We start from the raw sequence: 18364 nt of genomic DNA, 5'->3' as shown, positions 1-18364 counted from the left end.
CGCCTAGAACTTCTCCCCGCGCAGCAGCGCGTACAGGAGGTACCCGAGCACGAGCACGCACACGATCAGCCCGAACAGATCCGAGCCCTTCATACGCGGTCCAGAAGCTCGATGAGACCCGCCAGCGACGCGAACGTCGCGACGAGCAGGAAGATGGCGAGAAGGTCCATGAGGTCATCATGCGACCGGCCTCGTCAAGTTCGTATGCAGACTTCGGGCTGTTCCATCAAGATTTCGTCAAGGCGCCACGAAGCGGTATCCGACGCCCGAATCGGTGCGGATCAGCTGGCGCTTGCGGTCAGCGCCCTCGACCTTGCGGCGCAGGTTCGCGACGTGCGTGCGCAGCACGCTCGTGGCGTCGGCGTACTCGGGACCCCAGACCTCGGTGAGCAGCGCGTGGTGCGTCAGCAGCCGCCCGCGGTTGCGCATCAGCGCGCGCAGCAACCCATACTCGATCGGCGTCAGGTGCACCTCGACGCCATCGACCACGACCCGCCGGGCCGCCAGGTCCAGCGTCACGCCGCCGCCCTCCAGCACCGGCTCCTCGGCCACGGTGCCGGCACGGCGAAGCGCCGCCTCCAGACGAGCCAGCAGCTCGTCGGGCGAGAACGGCTTGGTGACGTAGTCGTCGGCCCCGCTGCGCAGCGCGCGCACCTTCTCGGCCTCCTCGTCGACCGCGCTCAGCACGATCACCGGGATCTGGGTCCACTCGCGCAGCCGGCGGCAGACCTCGACGCCGTCGATGCCCGGCAGCATCAGATCGAGGATCGCCGCGTCGGCGGGCTGGACCGCGAGGCGGTCGAGCGCCTCCTCCCCGGTCTCGGCCGGGACGACGTCGTAACCGGCGTCGCGCAGGACGACGCGCAGCGCCCGCAGGATCTTGGGGTCGTCGTCGCAGACCAGGATGCGCGCACGGGTGGGTGGGGCCGGTTTCATGCGGGCAGCGCCTCGTCCTCGGACGGCACCGGCTCGTTGGGGAACGTGATGACGAACGTCGTTCCCTGGCCGGGCAGCGACTCCACGGCCACGGTCCCGCCGTTGGACTCGATGAACCCGCGCGCGATCGCCAAGCCGAGGCCGCTGCCGCCGGGCACCTCGCGAGTCGTCGCCTCGCCGCGGTAGAACGGCGTGAAGACGCGCTCCTGCTCGTGCAGCGGGATGCCCGGGCCGCGGTCGACGATCCGGATCATGATGCGCGGTCCGACCGCGCGCGCCCGGACCGACACCGGCGCGCCGTGCGAGTAGCGAGCGGCGTTCTCCATCAGGTTGGCGAACGCCCGCTCCAGCTGAGCGGCGTCGGCGCGCACGAGCGGCAGGTCAGGGTCGACGCTGAACGAGAACAGCGACGGGTCGGGGCCGGCGTGCTCGGCGGCCTCTCGGAGCGCCTCGTCCAGCGACGACCACTCGCGGTTGGGCTCCGCCGCACCGGCCTGCAACCGCGAGAGGTCCAGCAGCTTGTCGATCAACCGCGACAACCTGGTCGCCGACTCCGCGATGTCCTCCTGGACCTCGGCGCGCTCCTCGGCCGTCAACGACGACGACCGCAGCGCGCTGACGCCCGTGATCATCGCGGTGACCGGCGAGCGCAGGTCATGCGAGACCGAGCGCAGCAGCGCGGTCTTGATCTCGTCGCTGCGACGCAGCGCGTCGGTCTCCACGACATCGGCCTGCAGTCGCTCGCGCTGCAGCGCCGCGGCCAGGACGGACTCGAGGACCGGGACCACGCGCTCGCGCACACGGTCGCGCTGGGCGTCGGGCAGGTCGGCAGGCAGGACGAGCGAGCCGATGAGGACGTCGCCATCGTGCAGCGGGATCACCGCGCGGCGCTCGTCCGGCGCCACCCCACCGAGCTCGACCGACGTCGAGCGCGCGCCCAGCAGCTCCGCCAGTCGCCGCGACACCATCGCCAACGACTCCGACAGGCGCGGCGCACCGAGCACGGTGCGCGCCAGCTCGGCCCCGAGGTCTGCCTCACGCCGGCGCTCTTCGGCCTCAGCCGCCCGAGCGCGGATGCTCTCGGCCATCGTGCTCGTCACGAGCGCTACGGCGAGGAACGCCAGCAGCGCGACCCAGTTGCGGCTGTCGGCAATCGTCAGCCGCCCCGTGGGTTCCAGGAAGAAGAAGTTGAAGGACAGCGCGCCGAGGACCGCCGTCGACGCGCCCAGCAGGATCCCCCAGTACGCCGAGACCGCCAGCACTGGGATCAAATAGACCACCGACAACGAGACCACCGGCGCGTGATGCTTGAGCCCGGCGATCGCCAAGGTCGCCGCGGCGACGCCGATCAACGTCGTCACGACGCCCATCGCCCACGGCGGGCGCGTACGCGGGATGAGCGAGGGACCGGGCGAGGCCATTGGCAGGGAGCGTAGTGCCGGGCATGGCTAGCGCTCCTCGCGCCGCGTCACTCCGGGCGTGATCTCGCCCGCGGCGATCGCGCGCGCCGCAGCGCGTCGCCCGCGCATCCCGAGTCGCTCCTCGACCCGGTCCAGCTCGAACGCGAGGTCCAGGCTCGCGTCGCGCCGGTCCCCGACCCCGCCGCGTAGCGCTCCAGGACGTCCGCCAACGCTGTGCGCCGGCGGACGTCCCTGACGCGCGGTGAGAGCGGTGCCAGAGGGGACCATCGGAGAGCGGGCAGGCACTGAGTGTCGGACCGAACGAGCGCGTCCTTTCGCTTGGCCACATTCAGATCGCGTCAAGAGCCGGCCCGCGGGCCGGTCCTGGCGGTAGGTTGCTGCCGATGATCGTCGACCGCGCCATCTACCGCGACGGTGAGCGCGTCATCGAGCCGCCGGATCTCAGCGCGATGGCCGAGGCCTGCCGCGACGGCGGTGGCATGGCGTGGATCGGCCTCTACCGCCCGACGGCCGAGGAGTTCGTCGAGGTCACGCGCGAGTTCGACCTCCACGAGCTGGCCGTCGAGGACGCCGTCAACGCTCATCAGCGCTCCAAGCTCGAGCGCTACGGCGACACGATCTTCTGCGTCCTACGACCCGCGCGGTATGTCGATGCGACCGAGACCGTCGAGTTCGGCGAGGTTCACGTCTTCGCCGGCCCGCAGTTCGTGATCACCATCCGCCACGGCGAGACGCCCAGCCTCGGGGACGTCCGCCGCGACCTCGAGGCGCGCCCCGACCTCCTGCGCCGTGGTCCCGTCGCCGTGCTGCACGCGATCATGGACCGGGTCGTCGACGCGTACGCGCCGGTCGTCGCCGGCGTCGAGAACGACATCGACGAGATCGAGGACGAGGTCTTCGACGTCAGCACCGACGCATCGCGGCGCATCTACGAGCTCACGCGCGAGGTCATCTACTTCCAGCGTGCGACCAAGCCGCTGCCCGGGATGATCGACCAGCTGATGGCCGCCGTCGACGACGAGGAACGCAAGTACCTCCGCGACGTCCAGGACCACGCGCTCCGCGTCCAAGAGCAGGCCGACGGCTTCCGCCAACTGCTGCAGAACATCCTCGACATCAACCTCACGCTGGAGACCAAGGCGCTCAGCGAGGTCTCCAACGCCCAGAACGAGGAGGTCAAGAAGATCTCCGCCTGGGCCGCGATCCTCTTCGCGCCCACGCTGGTCGGCACCGTCTACGGCATGAACTTCGACCACATGCCCGAGCTGCACTGGCAGCTCGGCTATCCGCTGTCGCTCGCGCTCATGATCATGGTGTCCTTGACGCTCTACATGGTGTTCAAGCGGCGCCGTTGGATCTGATGCCACCGCGACCCGACCTGGCGGAGCGCTCGGCGCCGTTCCTGCCCCCGGACAGCGAGATCCGGCAGGCTTTCATCTGCCAGGCCGCACCCAACTTCTGGTTCTTCCTCGTGACCTACCTCACGGGCCTCACGATGTTCTGGATCAAGTACCGCTGCCTGGTGGTCACCCGGGACGCCATCCATGTGCTCGACGCCAGCAAGGCATCGGGCGGTGCCAAGCCCAAGTCGCTGGTGGCCACGCTGCCGCGGCAGACTCAGCTCGGCCCGGTGTCGGGCCGATGGGCCGAGCTGAACCTCCTGGGCGAGCGCCACTGGGTACACAAGCGCTTCCATCAGCAGATCGCGGCCGCCGACCTCGAGGCCGGCTTCACGCGATCGGTACGCACGGCGTGAGCGCCCGACCCAGCCTGTAGAAGCTCCGTTCGCTCTACGAGGCGATCCTGCGACGGTACGCGACCATGGCGTAGCTGTAGGCGACGATGAGGATGCCGACGCACCAGGCCAGGGCGGTCCAGATGTCGCTGCCGACCGGCTGCTGGGCGAACAGGTCGCGGATCGCGTTGGCGATGGACGTCACGGGCTGGTTCTCGGCGAAGGCGCGCACCGCGCCGGGCATCGAGTCGGTGGGCACGAAGGCCGAGCTGATGAACGGCAGCAGGATGAGCGGATAGGAGAACGCGCTCACGCCGTCCGCGGACTTCGCGGACAGACCGGGGATCACGGCGATCCACGTCAACATCAGGGTGAACAGCAGCAGGATGCCGGCGATCGCCAGCCACGCCAGCACGCCGGCGCCCGAGTGGAAGCCGATGAGGAGCGCGACGAGCACGACGACCACGACCGAGATCAGGTTGGCGACCAGCGAGGTCAACACGTGCGCCCACAGGACAGACGGCCGCGCGATCGGCATCGACTGGAATCGCTCGAAGATGCCGCTCTGCATGTCCAGGAAGAGCCGGAATGCGGTGTAGGAGATGCCCGACGCGACGGTGATGAGCAGGATGCCGGGCAGCAGGTAGTTCACGTACGAATCCGACCCTGCGTCGATCGCGCCGCCGAACACGTACACGAACAGCAGCAGGAAGGCGATCGGCATGATCGCGGTCGTGATGATGGTGTCCGGGCTGCGCGTGATGTGGCGCAGGGACCGTCGCAGCAGGACCGCGGTGTCGCCGAAGAAGTGCTTGGTCATCGTTGGTCCTTACTCGTGCGTGCCGACGCTGCGGCCATTGCCGGCGTCGTGGTTCTTGGCGTCGTCACCGACGAGGGTGAGGAAGACGTCTTCGAGGGTCGGCTGCTTCTCGACGTACTCCACCTTGGCGGGCGGAAGCAGCTGCTTGAGCTCGGCGAGGGTGCCGTTCACGATGATCCGACCCTCGTCGAGGATCGCGATCCGGTCGGCGAGCTGCTCGGCCTCGTCCAGGTACTGCGTCGTGAGCAGCACCGTCGTCCCGTGCTCGGCAAGCTCCCTGACCGCCTGCCACACCTCGCTGCGCCCCTGGGGGTCCAGCCCGGTCGTCGGCTCGTCGAGGAAGATCACCGGCGGATTGCCGACGAGGCTCATCGCGATGTCCAGGCGGCGGCGCATGCCGCCCGAGTACGTCGACACCTTCCGCGCGGCCGCGTCGGTCAGCGAGAAGCGTTCGAGCAAGCCGTCGGCGATCGCGCCCGGGTCCCCGTCGAGGTGCCGCAGCTGGGCGACCAGCACCAGGTTCTCCCGCCCGCTGAGGATCTCGTCGACGGCCGCGAACTGGCCGGTGAGGCTGATGGACTCCCGCACGTCCGCAGCCTGCGTGGAGACGTCGAAGCCGTTGACGCGGGCCGTCCCCGCGTCGGCCTTGAGCAGCGTGGACAGGATCTTCACGACCGTGGTCTTGCCCGCCCCGTTGGAGCCGAGCAGGGCGAAGATGCTGCCGCGTGCCACGTCGAAGTCCACGCTGCGCAACACCTCCAGCTTCTCATACGACTTGACCAGGCCCGTCACCCGGATCGCGGGCGCTGCCGCCGTCTGAACCGACATCAACGGGCCTCCTCTGCGCGCTCGGCCTCTTCGATCGCCTTGGTCAGGCGGGCACGTTCCTTGTCGATCCACTGGGTGCCGGCGTAGGCCTGGACGAACGTCTCGGCGAACTCGACCGGGTCCTCCCCGACGATCGAGCGCACCGGTGTTCCGTCGGCGACCGCGCGGTCCCAGAGATCGGCGAAGTCGCCCATCATCTTGACGGCGGTGTCACCGTCCGTGATGCCCCCGTAGTACATGAAATACCGCTCCAGCGCCTTCGCGACGGTGCCGTACGGCTCGGGCAGGGCCTCGATGCGAGCCTTGTACTGCCTGTACTGCTTCTTCTGCTCGAGCGACCCGGTGACCAGCTCGATCCATTTCGCTGCCATTTCACTTGCCTCCTTCGTGGAGCTGTTCCAGTCGTTCAGAGAGGAAGCTCCACGTCCTCCAGAACTCTTCGAGATAGGCCTGTCCCGTGGCGTTGAGCGTGTACACCTTGCGCGGCGGCCCCTTCTCAGACGGGACCTTCTCCACGTCGACGAGACCGCGCTGCTCGACTCGGACAAGCAGCGCATAGACGGTGCCCTCGGCGATGTCGGAGAAGCCCTGCTCCCGCAGCCGCGCCGTGATCTCGTATCCGTACGCGGGCTGCACGGACAGGATCGCGAGCACGATGCCCTCCAACGTGCCCTTGAGCATCTCCGTCATCTGCTTGCTCACCGAACCTCCTTGGACTACCTAGCGATGTTGACTACCAGTACATAGTAGCAATGAGTAGCGGCGGCACAAGCCCGCGTGTCCGCCACTGCCCGGCGCGGCGGACCGGCTCCCACATCACGCCGTCCGCGGCCGACCTCGCTTGACGTCCCATTGCCGCGCGTGGCGGCTCGTGCCTGCTGGGCTATCGCGACGGTGCGTCCGCGGGCGCGTGTTCCGACCCGCGGTACACGCCGCGGTACCCGCGTCGGCGCGCGATGGGAGCCAGCAGCGCCACCAGCGCCCGCTGGACCGGCCAGGGCGGGGTGGTCGTGCGGATCTCCTGAGAGAACTCGGGGATCGTCACGGCGAGCTGCAGGAGGCTCGGCATCCCCTTTGCGTCGATCTTTCCGTCGCGCGCCAGGGCGAACAGCGTCTCGAAGAACTCGCGGCTCCTGAGCGCCGGACGGAACCACTGCACGGCGTGCGCATCGGCGGACCCGTCGTTCCAGAAGTGGTGCGGGGTGTTGGCCGGGATCACGATCGACTCGCCGGCCGCGACCGCGCGCTCGACCCCGTCGACGCAGAACCGCAGCGTCCCCGCGCTCACCCGAGCACCGCTCTCCTGCAGCGGATGGACGTGCACCGGCTCACGTACCGAGGACGCCGGGTTGACCGTCTCGATCTCCAACAGCTCCGGCTGCTCGGTGACGAACGCCATGCGCTGACCCGTCCGCGGGTTCTCGATCGCGTCCGCCATGGACCAACGCTATCCGGGTGGCGCGGGGCACGCCACCCACGCGGCGGCGCGTGTGACCGTTCCTCGCGGTCCATTGCGGGAACCGACCCAGCCCCAATACGGCACGCGTCCGTGCGCGCGGTGGGACCGGGATCGGTCCCGCACCGGGCGGGACCTCGGAAGGAGGAGGCTCCCGTGCCCACCAAGCTCCATTCCTTGTCGTCGGGGAAACAGGATGCGAAGGGCGTGGTTGGGGCCGCGGGGGTGGCGTGGCGGCTTCGTGGGCGGACACCGACGACGACTTCCGACGTCGATCAGCACCGCCGTGCTGTCCTCCCTCAGTAGATTCGCACTCGGCGGAGGACGAGTCGTCAGCGTCCTGCGCCGCTGAAGCGATGGGACCGCGTATGCCAGAAACCTGCCGTGCTGACTGGTCAGTGGGTGCCCGAGTTTGGACTGACCAGATCACTCCGTCACGGGCAGGCACTCGGCGAGCAGGTCGACGACGTCGCGCCAGGCTCGCTGCGCATGCCGCGGGTGGTATCCGACGCCGGGGACCGTGGGGTGGTCGACCGGCGGGTGGTGGAAGGCGTGCAAGGCGCCGCCGTAGACCACGAGGCGCCAGTCGACGCCCGCGGCCTGCATCTCAGCGGTGAACGCGTCCCGTTGCGCGGGCGGCATGATCGGGTCTTCCGACCCGACCCCGGCCCACACCGGGCAGCGAATGCGCGCCGCCTCGCCCGGTCGGCCCGTGATGGTTGCGTTGACTGTCCCGATCGCGCGCAGGTTGACGCCATCGCGCCCGAGTTCCAGCGCGATGGCGCCCCCGGTGCCGTAGCCGACGGCGGCGATCCGGTCGGGGTCGGTCCGCGGTTCGGTGCGCAACACGTCGAGCGCCGCGTGGCCGATGCCTCGCATCCGATCTGGGTCGGCGAGCAACGGCATGCAACGGGCCAGCATCTCCTCGGGGTCGCCCAAATAGCGTCCGCCATGGATGTCGAAGGCAAGCGCCACGTACCCCAGTTCGGCGAGGGTGTCGGCCCGGCGGCGCTCGACGTCGCTGAGCCCCGTGCCCTCTGGTCCAAGCAGCACCGCGGGCCGGCGGTCAGTACCGGCCGGAAGGGCGAGGTGCCCGAGCATCGTCAGACCGTCGGCCAGATACTCAACCGTGCGCGTGGTAATCGTCGTCATGAGACCGGACGGTAGTGATCGACCGGCACGGTCAGGGTTCACCGCTGGCAGAACAGCGCGGGTGTCCCTCTGGCAGCGCCAGAATCCGCTGACGATACGAATATTTCTCAGGTGCCGTGCAGTGGTGGCATGTGGGGCCGCCTGACGTCCGACACCGCAAATTGCGGCGTCGGTAGACAAAGGAAGCGCATCATCGCCCGGCACCGCCAGGATCATCAGACGCCCGCCGCCGCGCGAACGCCTCGCTAACCATCTCCACCTCACGCTCCGACGGCTGATAATGCGAGTAGATCTGGGTGGTCTTCGCGCAGCGGATGACCGGCGGCGGCCTTCTGAGTCCCGAAGGTGTGTCGCAGGTCGTGAAAGCGGATGACTCGAACGCCGGCATCGCGGCACGCCTGCCTGAACCTCCGCGTCACTTTGGAGCGATCCAGCTCCTTGCCCGACTCCGGGTGGCAGACGACGAGATCGTCGGGCGCGCTGTGGGCGCTGCGCTCCTTCCAGACCTTCAGCACATCGAAAGCCTCGTCGGCGACCGGGACCGACCGGCGCGTCGACTCGTCCGACTTGCCCTCCCCCGAGTCACAAGCGCTGGCAGCCTCGCTCCAGCCCACGAGAAGCGCCGATCCCGTGATGCTGCGGTAGCGCCGCAGAGTTGGGCCGTTCGGCCGGCACGAGTCGATCGTGCCGCTGGACGGGATCGTCGAGGACGACGGTGAACTCGTCGTCCCCTACGACGCAGCGCTCGTGCGCGACGCGCCGGCGATCGATCCGGACGCGGCCCTCGACGAGGCCGAGCAGGATCGCCTTGCCCGACGTGACGCGATGCCGGCGAACGACGCCGACGACGATCGCGATGACCGCGAGTCGCAAGCCGACCGCTCGCGGCCGGCTGAGCTGACGGCACATCGCGGCCCAGGGAGAGGCAGCGGGCGCCGATGTGGTGCACGATTTGTACCGCAATTTGTACCGCAAGCCGGCTGGCCGACCCGCCTCCGAACACGCAAAAAGCCCGCAAACGCTGGCCTTTTCCTCTAGTCGGGGAGACAGGATCTCAACCTGCGACCGCCCGGCCCCAGCGAGGACAAGGGGGTGTCGCTCGGGCGTGTGACGTTTGTGTCCGAGGGGTCGTGGTCTGCGAGTGCCTGAGAGTTGCGCTCGATTTGGACCGAAGATCGGACCGGGTCGTCGCTTCACCCCGCCGCGGGCACCACCCTGCGACACAGCTCGGCGAACGCTCGCGCGCGGCGCGTCAGGCGGATGCCGTCGGGCCAGGCGAGCACGAGCTGGTTGGCCAGCGGCTCGTCGCTGAACGGCACCTGGACCAGCAGCCGACCCTCGTAGCTGCGGTCGACCCGGGGGCGGCTGAGCAGCGGCGCCCAGCCGAGGTTGCGGCCGACCAGCGCGCGGACCAGCTCGTAGCTGGACGCGTAGTGGCGGACGTTGGGCTCGGCGCCCGCCAGGCGGAAGAGGTCGTTGTAGTAGTCCTTGCTCGGTGGGACGTCGAGCATGATCATCGGGTGCGGGGCGATCTCGGCCACGGTCACGGACTCGCGGTCCGACAGCGGATGCTCGGGCGACATCAGCGCGTAGGGCCGCATCGTCCGCACCGGCTCCGTGGCGATCCCCGCACGCAGGTCCTGGTCATACAACAACGCGATCTCGCAGCGGCCCTCCAGGAGCGCGTCGGCCAGCGCGTCCGACGGGCCCTCGATGAAGTCGAGCGCGACGTCGGGCTGCTCGATCGCGAAGGTCTCCAGCAGCTCCGGCAGCACGAACGGCGCGGCGGTGCGAAAGCAGCCGACGGTCAGCGACCCGCGCAGGCCGCCGCCGGCCTCCTCCCCCGCGGTGCGAACCTCCTCGGCGTGCGCCAGCAGGCTGCGCGCCTCCGGCAGCAGACGCCGCCCCGCGGCCGTCAGCCGCAGCCCGCGCGCCTTCTCGCGGATGAAGAGCTGCGTGCCGAGCGAGCGCTCGAGCTGGCCGACGGCGAGCGAGATCGCCGACTGCGACACGTACAACCTGCTCGCCGCCGCCGTCATCGTCCCGGCGTCGGCCGCGGCCACGAAGCACTCGAGCTGACGGAGGTTCACCATCGCCCTGGCCATCATGAGCATGGCTCATGGAGTTCGCAAGCAAGTCCTGCTTTACGGGCACCCCTCCGGCGGAAGACACTCGCACCCATGTCTGCCACGACGGGTCCCGCGGTGCCGACGAGCGACGTCGACCCGTTCTCCGACGCGTTCCTCGACAACCCGTACCCGCAGTACGACGCGATGCGCGAGGCCGGCCCCGCGGCCTGGCTCGAGCGCTACGGCCTTTGGGGGGTCACCCGCGCCGAGCACGTCGAGCCGGCGCTGCGCGATGCGGAGACGTTCTGCTCCAGTCGCGGCGTCGGCATCCAGGACTTCTCGCGCGAGAAGCCGTTCCGCCCGCCGAGCCTGCTGCTCGAAGCCGACCCGCCCGACCACACGAAGGCGCGCGGCGTCATCACCAAGGTCCTCGGGCCCAAGGCCGTCAAGGCGATGCGCGAGACGTTCCGCGCCGAGGCCGAGGCCATGATCGCGCCGCTCGTCGAGCGCGGCCACTTCGACGGCATGACCGACCTCGCCGAGCCCTACCCGCTCAAGGTCTTCCCGGACGAGCTGGGCCTGGAGGAAGGCCCGGAGCGCCAGCAGCTGATCCTCTACGGCGGGCTGGTCTTCAACGCGTTCGGCCCCCACAACGAGCGTTTCCACCGCGCCGCCGAGCGCGCGGCCGGCACCGCCGAATGGATCATGGCCCACACGCGGCGCGAGGCACTGCGGCCCGGCGGCCTCGGCGATCGCGTCCACCAGCTCGCCGCCGAGGTCGGCTATAGCGACCGCCAGGCGGGCATGATCGTCCGCTCGTTCCTGTCGGCCGGCGTCGACACCACCGTCAACGGCCTGGGCAACACGCTGTTCTGCCTGGCCACGCATCCCAAGCAGTGGGCCGCGCTGCACGCCGACCCGTCGCTGGCGCGCGCGGCGTTCGAGGAGGCCATACGCCTGGAGTCGCCGGTGCAGACGTTCTTCCGGACGGCCACCCGCGACGTGGCGCTCGGCGACGTCACGGTCAAGGACGGTGACAAGGTCCTGCTCTTCCTGGCCGCGGCCAACCGCGACCCACGCCGCTGGGGCGAGGACGCCGACCAGTACGACATCCACCGCGCCGCCGCCGGCCATGTCGGCTTCGGCGCCGGGATCCACGCGTGCGTCGGCCAGATGCTGGCGCGCCTCGAGGGTGAGTGCGTCCTGTCCGTGCTCGCCGAGCACGTCAAGACGCTCACGCTCGGCGGCGAGCCCGTCCGCGAGCTCAACAACTCGCTGCGCGGCTTCGACCGCCTCCCGCTCCGCGTCGAGGCCGCTTGATGCCGACCATCACCTACATCGAGGCCGACGGCGAGCAGCACGAGGTCGCCGTCGCGGCCGGGACGACGATCAAGGACGCCGCGATCGCCAACGGGATCGACGGCATCGTCGCCGAGTGCGGCGGCAACGCGATGTGCGCGACGTGCCACGTCTACGTCGATCCCACATGGGCCGACCGCCTCCCGGCCATGGAGCCGGTCGAGGACGAGCTGCTCGAGGACACCGCGTCACCGCGCGAGGCCACGAGCCGGCTCGGCTGCCAGGTCGCGGTCGGCGACGACCTCGACGGCCTCGTCGTGCGCCTGCCCGAGGCGCAGGAATGACGGGCGCGGTCGTGATCGTGGGCGCCGGCCAGGCCGGCTTCCAGGTCGCGGCGTCGCTGCGCCAGCGCGGACATCAAGGGCCGGTGACGCTCGCCGGCGACGAGCCCGGCCTCCCCTACCAGCGCCCGCCGCTGTCCAAGGAGGTGCTCGCCGGCGCCGCCGCGCCCGAGACGACGGCGTTGCGGCCCGAGGCGTTCTTCGCCAAGCACGACATCGCGCTGCGCTCCGGTCAGCAGGTTGTAGGGGTCGATCGGGATCGACGTACGGTGACGCTGAGCTCCGGCGCGGCGCTCGACTACGACCACCTCGTCCTGGCCACCGGCGCGCGCCCGCGCGCGCTCCCCAAGCCCGGGGCCGACCTCGACGGCGTGCTGGCGCTGCGCACCCTCGACGACGCCGTGGCGATCCGCGACCGCGTCACCGCGGACACGCGGGTCGTCGTGATCGGCGCGGGGTTCATCGGCCTGGAGGTCGCCGCCGGCGCCCGCAAGCGCGGCGCCGAGGTCACCGTGCTCGAGGTGGCGCCGCGCGTGATGGGCCGCGCGCTGTCGGCGCCGTCGGCCGCCCATCTCGTCGGCCGCCACGAGCGCGCGGGCGCGTCGATCCGGACCGGCGCCAGGATCGGCCGCATCGCCGACGACGGGCACGGCCGCGCGGCCGGCGTCGTCCTCGCCGGCGGAGAGCTGCTCCACGCCGACCTCGTCATCGTCGGCGTCGGCGTCGCGCCGGCGACCGACGTCGCCGAGCAGGCCGGACTGCCCGTCGACGACGGCGTGCTCGTCGACGCCACCCTGCGCACCGAGGACCCGCACATCTGGGCGATCGGCGACTGCTGTCGCTTCCCGCTGCCGTCCGGGCAACATGTACGCCTCGAGTCGGTGCAGAACGCCACCGACCAGGCGCGCGCCGTCGCCGCCGCGATCACCGGCGGGCCGGCGCCCTACGACGCCGTCCCCTGGTTCTGGACCGATCAGCACGACGCCAAGCTCCAGATCGCGGGCCTCCTCGACGGGCACGACCGGACGGTCCTGCGCGGCGACCCCGACGGCGACGGCCACTCCGTCTTCTGCTACGCCGGCGAGCGCCTCGTCGCCGTGGAGTCGATCAACCGCCCGCGCGACCACCTGGCCGCGCGCAAGCTGCTCGCCGCCAGCTTCTCGCCCCGCGCCGAGGACGTCGCCGACGACGCCGTGGACCTCCGCGAGTTGCTGGCCGTCACGGCGCCGGCGCCTCCGTCAGCTGCAACATGAGCCGCCGGAGGTCTCGGGCACCGTCCAGGGATGACGCCGCCCCCGCATCGCGACCGGCTCGGCGACCTCGACCGGCCGGACCGGCTCCTGGAAGCGCACGCCCTGCCCACGCAAGCGCGCGGCCGTCGCGTCGAGGTCGGCGACGACAACACCAACATGGTCGAAGCGCATCAGCTGGCGGCCGCCAGCGCCTCGCGGTTGACGGTCGCCGCAGGCTGCTCGCCGCGCAGGACGGCAGCGACGTTCTCGGCCGCGTGCCGCGCGAGGTCGCGCATCGACTCCTCCGAGTAGAACGCGGTGTGCGGTGTGGCGAGCAGCCGGTCCTGCTGCAGGAGCGGGTGGTCGGCCGGGAGCCGTTCGGGCTCGAACACGTCGATCCCCGCCCCCGCGATCGTGCCGGCGGCGAGCGCGTCCGCGAGCGCGTCGAGGTCGACGATCGCGCCCCGCGCCGCGTTGAGCAGGTACGCGGTCGGCTTCATGGCCTTCAAGAACTCCGCGTCGACCAGATGGCGCGTGCTGTTCAGCAGCGGCACGTGCACCGAGATCGCATCGGCGCGGCGCGCGAGCGCGGCGAGCGAGACCGGCTCGACGCCGGCGTCACGGACGCGACCTTCATCGGCGTCGTGGGCGATGACCTTCATGTCGAGCCCCTGGGCCTTGCGCGCGACCGTCTGCCCGATGGCGCCGAAGCCGACGACGCCCAGCGTCGAGCCGGCGACGCGCCGCGTGGGCAGGCCGACGCCGAGCGCCCAGTCGCCGGCGCGGACCGCGCGGTCGTAGAGCGCGAAGCCGCGGACGAGCGCGAGCAGCATGCCGAGCACGTGCTCGGCGACCTCGTCGGTGCAGTAGACGGGGACGTTGGTCACCGGCACCCCGCGGCGTGTCGCCGCGTCGACGGCGATGTTGTCGGTCCCGACCCCGTAGCGCCCGACGACCCGCAGCCGCTCCCCCGCGGCGATCACGCGCGGCGTGACCTGCGCGAAGCACGTGAGGATCGCGTCGGCGTCGCGCACCAGCTCCACCAGCTCGTCCTCCTCACCGGTCTCGGCCAGCACCGTCTCGGCACCGACGCGCGCGAGCACCTCGTCCTCGATCGCCGTGTCGGCCCAGGTGATGTCGGTGATCAGGACCTTCATGCCACCCTCTCCAGCGCCAGGGCGCCGCGGCCGGCGTAGGGCGCGTCGTCGCCGCCGAGCGCCTCCTCGATCCGCAGCAGCTGGTTGTACTTCGCCAACCGCTCGGACTGCGCGACGGAGCCGATCTTGATCTGGCCGCCGGCCGTGCCGACGGCGAGGTCGGCGAGCGCCGGATCCTCGGTCTCCCCCGACCGCGCCGAGATCACCGTGCGGTAGCCCGCCCGCTTGGCGCGCTCGACGACCGCCAGCGTCTCGGTGATCGTGCCGATCTGGTTCATCTTGACCAGCACCGCGTTGGCCGCGCCCGTCGCGATCCCGCGCTCGAGCCGCTCGATGTTGGTGGTGAAGAAGTCGTCGCCGACGACCTGCATTCGCGGGCCGAGCGCGTCGGTCAGCGCCGTCCAGCCGTCCCAGTCGTCCTCCGCGAGCGCGTCCTCGACCGACAGGATCGGATGGCGGGCGGCGAGGTCGCCGATCAGCGCGGCGAGCTCATCGGGCGTGCACGTCCGGTCCTCGGAGGCCAGCACGTACCGGCCCGCGCTCGCGTCGTAGAAGTGCGTGGCGGCGATGTCGAGCGCGTAGGCCACGTCGTCGCCCAAGCGCAGGCCCGCCCGCTCCACGGCGGTGTCGAGCAGCTCGAGCGCGGCCGCGTGCGACGCCAACGGCGGGCCGAACCCGCCCTCGTCGGCCTTGAGCGCCGTCAGCCCGCGCTCGCGCAGGACGTCGGCGGTCGACTCATGCACCTCGACGATCCAGCGCAGGGCCTCGTGGTAGCTGCCGGCCCCGACGGGCATGATCAGGAAGTCCTGGAAGTCGAGCTGCCGGCCGGCGTGCAACCCGCCGCTGATGATGTTCGCCATCGGCATCGGCAGCACCGCCTCGGACGCGCCCGCGAGGTGGCGCCAGAGCGGGACGCCGGCCCGCGCCGCCTCGGCCCGCGCCGTCGCGAGGGACACCGCGAGGATCGCGTTGGCGCCCAGCCGCGCCTTGTCGGGCGTCCCGTCGAGCGCGATCAGGCGCGCGTCCACGGCCGCGAGGTCCGGCTCGGCCCCGACGATCGCAGCGGCGATCTCGCCGTTGACGGCGGCCACCGCGCCCAGGACGCCACGGCCGCGGTAGCGGTCCGGATCCCCGTCGCGGCGCTCGACCGCCTCGTGGCGGCCGGTGGAGGCACCGGACGGGACGCTGGCCCGCGCCGTCGTCTCGTCCGACAGCATCAGGTCGACCTCGACGGTGGGGCGGCCACGCGAGTCGAGGATCTCGCGGCCGTGCAGTGATGTGATGGTGATGGTCATGAGAGGAGGTGGTCGAGGACAGGGCCCAGGTGTCGTCCCCCACCGAGCAGGAGGTCGCGCGCCATGACGCGCACCCGACCGGTGGCGATCTCGCCCGTCAGGTACTCGGCGGGCGACTTGCCGTCGACACGGGCCAGCAGCAGGCATCCCAGCTCGGCGACGACGTCGCCGTCGTTCGGCGCCACGGCGCCGACGGACGACATGTAGGCGTCGAGGAAGGCGCCCGCCGCCGCACGCAGGGCCGGGCGATCCTGTGGCCGGCGCACGCCCTTGAGGACGAGGTGCGTGAGCAGGAACGCGACGTCGAAGGCCGGGTCGCCCCAGTGCGCGACCTCGAAGTCGAGCGCGAGCACGTGGTCGGGGTAGGCGAGGAGGTTCTTCGGGGACCAGTCGCCCAGGACCAGCGCGCGGCGAGTCTCCAGCAGACGATCGACCTCGCCGAGCACCGCGTCGGCGAGGTCCGGGTTCCGCTCGGCCGCGGTGCGGTGGTAGGGGTCGACCCGGCCCTGCAGGAGCGGCGTCTGGTCGGCGAACCGCTCGGCGACCTGCGCATCGCCCGCGCTCCACGCGTGGATGGTGCCGAGGAGCGCGCCGGCCCGGCGCGCGGTCTCCAGGTCGACGCGCCCGGCGAGCAGCTCGTCCTTCCAGTTCGCCCCGCCGCCGGCCGCGTGCGACATCACGAACAGGAACCGGTCGTCGTCGTGGGAGAGCACCGACGGCACGGTGCCCTCCGGCAGCCGCTCGCCGAGCAGCTCCATGCAGCGGCGCTCGTTGCGGATGCGACCGCGGTCGAAGGTCCACTCGGTCGCGACGCGCAGCTTGGGCAGCGACTGCTTGAGGACGGCGCGGCCGCCGTCCCAGGACACCGCCAGGACCACGTTCGAGATGCCGCCGGAGAGGGCTCGCGCCGCGACCGCCGTGCCGGGCGCGACGACTCCGAGGTCGACCAGGACGTCGCCGGCGGTCGCCGCCGAGACCAGCTCTGCCTCGTCCGGGATCAGCGACACGCCACGGCGGGTCGTGCGAACACCAAGGCGGTCTGCGCGGCGCCGCTGACCTCGACGATGCGCCGCAGCGGACGCCGCCGCGGCACGCACCCGAGGACCACGACGTCGTGCCACGCGGCTTCGAGCAGGTCGGCCACCTGCGACCAGCGACGCAGCGTGCAGTAGGAGACGCAGGCGGCCGGGAGGCCGAGGGCGGCCACCCGCGCCGCCTCGTCGGCACGCTCGAGCGACTCCTCGATCAGGCGCTCGTACGTCGTCATGCCGGAGAGCGGCGCGAAGGCCGACACCATCGCGGGCAGCGGCATCGGCATCGTGGCGATCATCACCCTGGCGCTCGTGATGTCGAGCGCCTCGCCCAACAGGGCGAGCGCGCGCTCGCAGGAGCACTCGTCGGCGATGACGAGCGCAGACGACGATCGTGGCGCCGCGATCGGCGGCGGGATCGTCTGTGGAGGCGACGTGACCAGCGTCATGTTCCGGTCACACCGGCTGAGCGCAGAGCGCGATGAGCTCGTGCCGGATGTCGTTGGGGTCGATCGACGGGTCGGGGTTCTGCTCCCACGCGCCGATCGACGCCGACAGCTCCACCACCGCCTTGCAGCGCTCGAACCGCCGGTCCATGAAGCGCTCCAGGACCGCGTCGATCCCGCCCCCGCCCTCGAGCTCCTGCGTCAGGACCAACGCGTCCTCGACGGCCTGCGCCGCGCCCTGCCCGGCGTGCGGCGACGTCCCGTGCGCGGCGTCTCCGATCAGCAGCACGCGGCCTCGGTACCAGGGGCGCGGCACCAGGATGTTGTCGACGGGCCGGAAGACGACGCCCTCCGGGTCGGTGATCTGCTCGCGGACGTCGGCGATCTCGCCGCCGAAGATCTCCAGGCGCGACCGCATGAGCGCGGGCAGCTCCTCCGCCGGGATCTTCAGCCGGTCCTGCGGCCACTTGGTGATGTACAGGACGTACATCAGCGAGTCAGACAGCGGGACGAGACCGGCGGTGCCACCTTCTCCCCCGATGTAGATGTGGATCCGGTCGAGGCCGTCGATCCGCGGCGCGTTGTAGCGCCAGGCGGTCTGGCCGGTATAGCGCGGGCGCAGCTCGTCGCCGAACAGCATCGTGCGGGTCTGCGAGTACAGGCCGTCGGCCCCGATGACCAGGTCGTAGTCCTCGGTCGTCCCGTCGCTGAACGCCACCGTGACGCCGTCGGTGCGCTGCGTCAGCTGGCTCACGACCTCGCCGAGCCGCACCGCGACGCCCTCGTCCCGCAGCCGCGACTTCAGGATCTCGTGCAGCGCGGGCCGCGTGAGCCCGTTCATCGGCGGGAAGCGCGGGTCGACCGGCGGGTAGTCGTCGTTGGCGACGACGGTCCCGTCGGCGAGGTGGTTGCGCCCACCCAGGATGGGATGGCCGGCCGCGACGCACGCCTCGGCCAGGCCGAGCGCGTCGAGGGCGCGCAGCGCGTTGGGCGGTTGGATGATGCCCACGCCGTAGACGTCCCAGCGCGGGTTCTTCTCGACGAGGTCGACGTCGACGCCGATGCCGCGCAGCGCGATCGCCGCGGTGAGGCCGCCGATGCCGCCGCCGACGACGAGCGCCTTCTGGATGTCAGCCATGGCGCGAC

At 71.1% G+C, this 18364-nt stretch carries 23 protein-coding genes; 6 read left to right on the top strand and 17 right to left on the bottom strand.

Features of this window, described 5'->3' with window-relative positions:
- Positions 1-3 precede the first annotated feature (3 nt).
- The 3 genes from DSM104299_RS10155 to DSM104299_RS10145 form a co-directional block, all read right to left on the bottom strand.
- Positions 4-93: a potassium-transporting ATPase subunit F gene (locus DSM104299_RS10155; RefSeq protein WP_272477184.1), complete on the bottom strand. Its 90-nt coding sequence runs from the start codon at positions 91-93 to the stop codon at positions 4-6.
- Between the two features lie 144 nt (positions 94-237).
- Positions 238-936: a response regulator transcription factor gene (locus DSM104299_RS10150; RefSeq protein ID WP_272477183.1), complete on the bottom strand. Its 699-nt coding sequence runs from the start codon at positions 934-936 to the stop codon at positions 238-240.
- Positions 933-2357, bottom strand: a complete 1425-nt coding sequence (locus DSM104299_RS10145) for a sensor histidine kinase (RefSeq protein WP_272477182.1) — start codon at positions 2355-2357, stop codon at positions 933-935. The genes DSM104299_RS10150 and DSM104299_RS10145 overlap by 4 nt, the downstream gene beginning before the upstream one ends.
- Before the next feature lie 383 nt (positions 2358-2740).
- Here DSM104299_RS10145 and corA point away from each other — a divergent pair, with 383 nt between their 5' ends.
- On the top strand, positions 2741-3718 hold the full coding sequence (gene corA / locus DSM104299_RS10140; protein ID WP_272477181.1) for a magnesium/cobalt transporter CorA: 978 nt from the start codon (positions 2741-2743) through the stop codon (positions 3716-3718).
- On the top strand, positions 3718-4113 hold the full coding sequence (locus DSM104299_RS10135) for a hypothetical protein (RefSeq protein ID WP_349294549.1): 396 nt from the start codon (positions 3718-3720) through the stop codon (positions 4111-4113). Before corA ends, DSM104299_RS10135 begins: the two co-directional genes overlap by 1 nt.
- A 34-nt stretch (positions 4114-4147) precedes the next feature.
- Here the strand turns inward: DSM104299_RS10135 and DSM104299_RS10130 are convergent, their stop codons facing one another.
- The 7 genes from DSM104299_RS10130 to DSM104299_RS10100 all read right to left on the bottom strand — a co-directional run bounded on the left by DSM104299_RS10130 (position 4148) and on the right by DSM104299_RS10100 (position 8962).
- Positions 4148-4912 carry an ABC transporter permease gene (locus tag DSM104299_RS10130; protein WP_272477179.1) on the bottom strand — a complete coding sequence of 255 codons (765 nt, stop codon included), beginning with the start codon at positions 4910-4912 and terminating at the stop codon, positions 4148-4150.
- Positions 4913-4921: 9 nt separating this feature from the next.
- A complete protein-coding gene (locus tag DSM104299_RS10125) occupies positions 4922-5740 on the bottom strand; it encodes an ABC transporter ATP-binding protein (RefSeq protein ID WP_272477178.1) in 819 nt (272 codons plus the stop codon).
- Complete coding sequence (locus DSM104299_RS10120; RefSeq protein ID WP_272477177.1) at positions 5740-6111, bottom strand: DUF1048 domain-containing protein; 372 nt, start codon at positions 6109-6111, stop codon at positions 5740-5742. The genes DSM104299_RS10125 and DSM104299_RS10120 overlap by 1 nt, the downstream gene beginning before the upstream one ends.
- Position 6112: 1 nt before the next feature.
- Positions 6113-6442, bottom strand: coding sequence for a PadR family transcriptional regulator (locus DSM104299_RS10115; protein ID WP_272477176.1), 330 nt, complete (start codon positions 6440-6442; stop codon positions 6113-6115).
- 181 nt (positions 6443-6623) lie between these two features.
- Positions 6624-7178 (bottom strand): cupin domain-containing protein, encoded by a 555-nt coding sequence (locus tag DSM104299_RS10110; protein ID WP_272477175.1) that lies wholly within the window; start codon positions 7176-7178, stop codon positions 6624-6626.
- A gap of 444 nt (positions 7179-7622) precedes the next feature.
- Entirely contained in the window at positions 7623-8348 is a 726-nt protein-coding gene (locus tag DSM104299_RS10105) for a dienelactone hydrolase family protein (protein ID WP_272477174.1), read from the bottom strand.
- A gap of 260 nt (positions 8349-8608) precedes the next feature.
- Entirely contained in the window at positions 8609-8962 is a 354-nt protein-coding gene (locus DSM104299_RS10100; RefSeq protein ID WP_272477173.1) for a tyrosine-type recombinase/integrase, read from the bottom strand.
- A 70-nt stretch (positions 8963-9032) separates the two neighbouring features.
- On the opposite strand from DSM104299_RS10100, the gene DSM104299_RS10095 reads away from it, so the two are divergent.
- Positions 9033-9386 carry a hypothetical protein gene (locus DSM104299_RS10095; RefSeq protein ID WP_272477172.1) on the top strand — a complete coding sequence of 118 codons (354 nt, stop codon included), beginning with the start codon at positions 9033-9035 and terminating at the stop codon, positions 9384-9386.
- 155 nt (positions 9387-9541) lie between these two features.
- Here DSM104299_RS10095 and DSM104299_RS10090 read toward each other — a convergent pair whose 3' ends face one another.
- Positions 9542-10441 (bottom strand): LysR substrate-binding domain-containing protein, encoded by a 900-nt coding sequence (locus DSM104299_RS10090; protein WP_272477171.1) that lies wholly within the window; start codon positions 10439-10441, stop codon positions 9542-9544.
- An 87-nt stretch (positions 10442-10528) separates the two neighbouring features.
- Between DSM104299_RS10090 and DSM104299_RS10085 the strand changes: the two genes are divergently transcribed.
- From DSM104299_RS10085 to DSM104299_RS10075, 3 genes are read left to right on the top strand one after another with little or no spacing between them, the layout of a single operon-like run.
- Entirely contained in the window at positions 10529-11737 is a 1209-nt protein-coding gene (locus DSM104299_RS10085; RefSeq protein WP_272477170.1) for a cytochrome P450, read from the top strand.
- Positions 11737-12060, top strand: coding sequence for a 2Fe-2S iron-sulfur cluster-binding protein (locus DSM104299_RS10080; RefSeq protein ID WP_272477169.1), 324 nt, complete (start codon positions 11737-11739; stop codon positions 12058-12060). Before DSM104299_RS10085 ends, DSM104299_RS10080 begins: the two co-directional genes overlap by 1 nt.
- Positions 12057-13310, top strand: a complete 1254-nt coding sequence (locus DSM104299_RS10075; protein WP_272477168.1) for an NAD(P)/FAD-dependent oxidoreductase — start codon at positions 12057-12059, stop codon at positions 13308-13310. The genes DSM104299_RS10080 and DSM104299_RS10075 overlap by 4 nt, the downstream gene beginning before the upstream one ends.
- On the opposite strand, the gene DSM104299_RS10070 is transcribed toward DSM104299_RS10075, so the two are convergent.
- From DSM104299_RS10070 to DSM104299_RS10045, 6 genes are read right to left on the bottom strand one after another with little or no spacing between them, the layout of a single operon-like run.
- Complete coding sequence (locus DSM104299_RS10070) at positions 13296-13481, bottom strand: VOC family protein (protein WP_272477167.1); 186 nt, start codon at positions 13479-13481, stop codon at positions 13296-13298. The genes DSM104299_RS10075 and DSM104299_RS10070 overlap by 15 nt on opposite strands.
- Positions 13481-14446: a C-terminal binding protein gene (locus tag DSM104299_RS10065; RefSeq protein ID WP_272477166.1), complete on the bottom strand. Its 966-nt coding sequence runs from the start codon at positions 14444-14446 to the stop codon at positions 13481-13483. The genes DSM104299_RS10070 and DSM104299_RS10065 overlap by 1 nt, the downstream gene beginning before the upstream one ends.
- Positions 14443-15741, bottom strand: a complete 1299-nt coding sequence (gene eno, locus DSM104299_RS10060; protein ID WP_272477165.1) for a phosphopyruvate hydratase — start codon at positions 15739-15741, stop codon at positions 14443-14445. The genes DSM104299_RS10065 and eno overlap by 4 nt, the downstream gene beginning before the upstream one ends.
- Complete coding sequence (locus DSM104299_RS10055) at positions 15738-16748, bottom strand: phosphotransferase family protein (RefSeq protein WP_272477164.1); 1011 nt, start codon at positions 16746-16748, stop codon at positions 15738-15740. The genes eno and DSM104299_RS10055 overlap by 4 nt, the downstream gene beginning before the upstream one ends.
- The gene (locus DSM104299_RS10050; protein WP_272477163.1) at positions 16739-17221 is read right to left on the bottom strand and encodes a hypothetical protein; all 483 of its coding nucleotides are present in this window, start codon (positions 17219-17221) and stop codon (positions 16739-16741) included. Before DSM104299_RS10050 ends, DSM104299_RS10055 begins: the two co-directional genes overlap by 10 nt.
- Before the next feature lie 7 nt (positions 17222-17228).
- Entirely contained in the window at positions 17229-18356 is a 1128-nt protein-coding gene (locus tag DSM104299_RS10045) for an FAD-dependent monooxygenase (protein ID WP_272477162.1), read from the bottom strand.
- Between the last annotated feature and the right edge of the window lie 8 nt (positions 18357-18364).

The organism is Baekduia alba (genome assembly GCF_028416635.1).
In the GTDB taxonomy this organism is placed as follows: domain Bacteria; phylum Actinomycetota; class Thermoleophilia; order Solirubrobacterales; family Solirubrobacteraceae; genus Baekduia; species Baekduia alba.
The sequence above is the reverse complement of the archived record's forward strand: the minus strand, read 5'-3'. Positions and strand labels throughout refer to the sequence as shown.

What these genes read in the sequence shown, in the direction of transcription:
- corA (WP_272477181.1), top strand. Translation starts at nt 2,741, where the DNA reads ATGATCGTCGACCGCGCCATCTACCGCGACGGTGAGCGCGTCATCGAG.
- DSM104299_RS10090 (WP_272477171.1), bottom strand. Translation starts at nt 10,441, where the DNA reads ATGGTGAACCTCCGTCAGCTCGAGTGCTTCGTGGCCGCGGCCGACGCC.
- DSM104299_RS10145 (WP_272477182.1), bottom strand. Translation starts at nt 2,357, where the DNA reads ATGGCCTCGCCCGGTCCCTCGCTCATCCCGCGTACGCGCCCGCCGTGG.
- eno (WP_272477165.1), bottom strand. Translation starts at nt 15,741, where the DNA reads ATGACCATCACCATCACATCACTGCACGGCCGCGAGATCCTCGACTCG.
- DSM104299_RS10150 (WP_272477183.1), bottom strand. Translation starts at nt 936, where the DNA reads ATGAAACCGGCCCCACCCACCCGTGCGCGCATCCTGGTCTGCGACGAC.
- DSM104299_RS10045 (WP_272477162.1), bottom strand. Translation starts at nt 18,356, where the DNA reads ATGGCTGACATCCAGAAGGCGCTCGTCGTCGGCGGCGGCATCGGCGGC.
- DSM104299_RS10130 (WP_272477179.1), bottom strand. Translation starts at nt 4,912, where the DNA reads ATGACCAAGCACTTCTTCGGCGACACCGCGGTCCTGCTGCGACGGTCC.
- DSM104299_RS10080 (WP_272477169.1), top strand. Translation starts at nt 11,737, where the DNA reads ATGCCGACCATCACCTACATCGAGGCCGACGGCGAGCAGCACGAGGTC.
- DSM104299_RS10085 (WP_272477170.1), top strand. Translation starts at nt 10,529, where the DNA reads ATGTCTGCCACGACGGGTCCCGCGGTGCCGACGAGCGACGTCGACCCG.
- DSM104299_RS10075 (WP_272477168.1), top strand. Translation starts at nt 12,057, where the DNA reads ATGACGGGCGCGGTCGTGATCGTGGGCGCCGGCCAGGCCGGCTTCCAG.
- DSM104299_RS10050 (WP_272477163.1), bottom strand. Translation starts at nt 17,221, where the DNA reads ATGACGCTGGTCACGTCGCCTCCACAGACGATCCCGCCGCCGATCGCG.
- DSM104299_RS10105 (WP_272477174.1), bottom strand. Translation starts at nt 8,348, where the DNA reads ATGACGACGATTACCACGCGCACGGTTGAGTATCTGGCCGACGGTCTG.
- DSM104299_RS10155 (WP_272477184.1), bottom strand. Translation starts at nt 93, where the DNA reads ATGAAGGGCTCGGATCTGTTCGGGCTGATCGTGTGCGTGCTCGTGCTC.
- DSM104299_RS10125 (WP_272477178.1), bottom strand. Translation starts at nt 5,740, where the DNA reads ATGTCGGTTCAGACGGCGGCAGCGCCCGCGATCCGGGTGACGGGCCTG.
- DSM104299_RS10065 (WP_272477166.1), bottom strand. Translation starts at nt 14,446, where the DNA reads ATGAAGGTCCTGATCACCGACATCACCTGGGCCGACACGGCGATCGAG.
- DSM104299_RS10110 (WP_272477175.1), bottom strand. Translation starts at nt 7,178, where the DNA reads ATGGCGGACGCGATCGAGAACCCGCGGACGGGTCAGCGCATGGCGTTC.
- DSM104299_RS10070 (WP_272477167.1), bottom strand. Translation starts at nt 13,481, where the DNA reads ATGCGCTTCGACCATGTTGGTGTTGTCGTCGCCGACCTCGACGCGACG.
- DSM104299_RS10135 (WP_349294549.1), top strand. Translation starts at nt 3,718, where the DNA reads ATGCCACCGCGACCCGACCTGGCGGAGCGCTCGGCGCCGTTCCTGCCC.
- DSM104299_RS10120 (WP_272477177.1), bottom strand. Translation starts at nt 6,111, where the DNA reads ATGGCAGCGAAATGGATCGAGCTGGTCACCGGGTCGCTCGAGCAGAAG.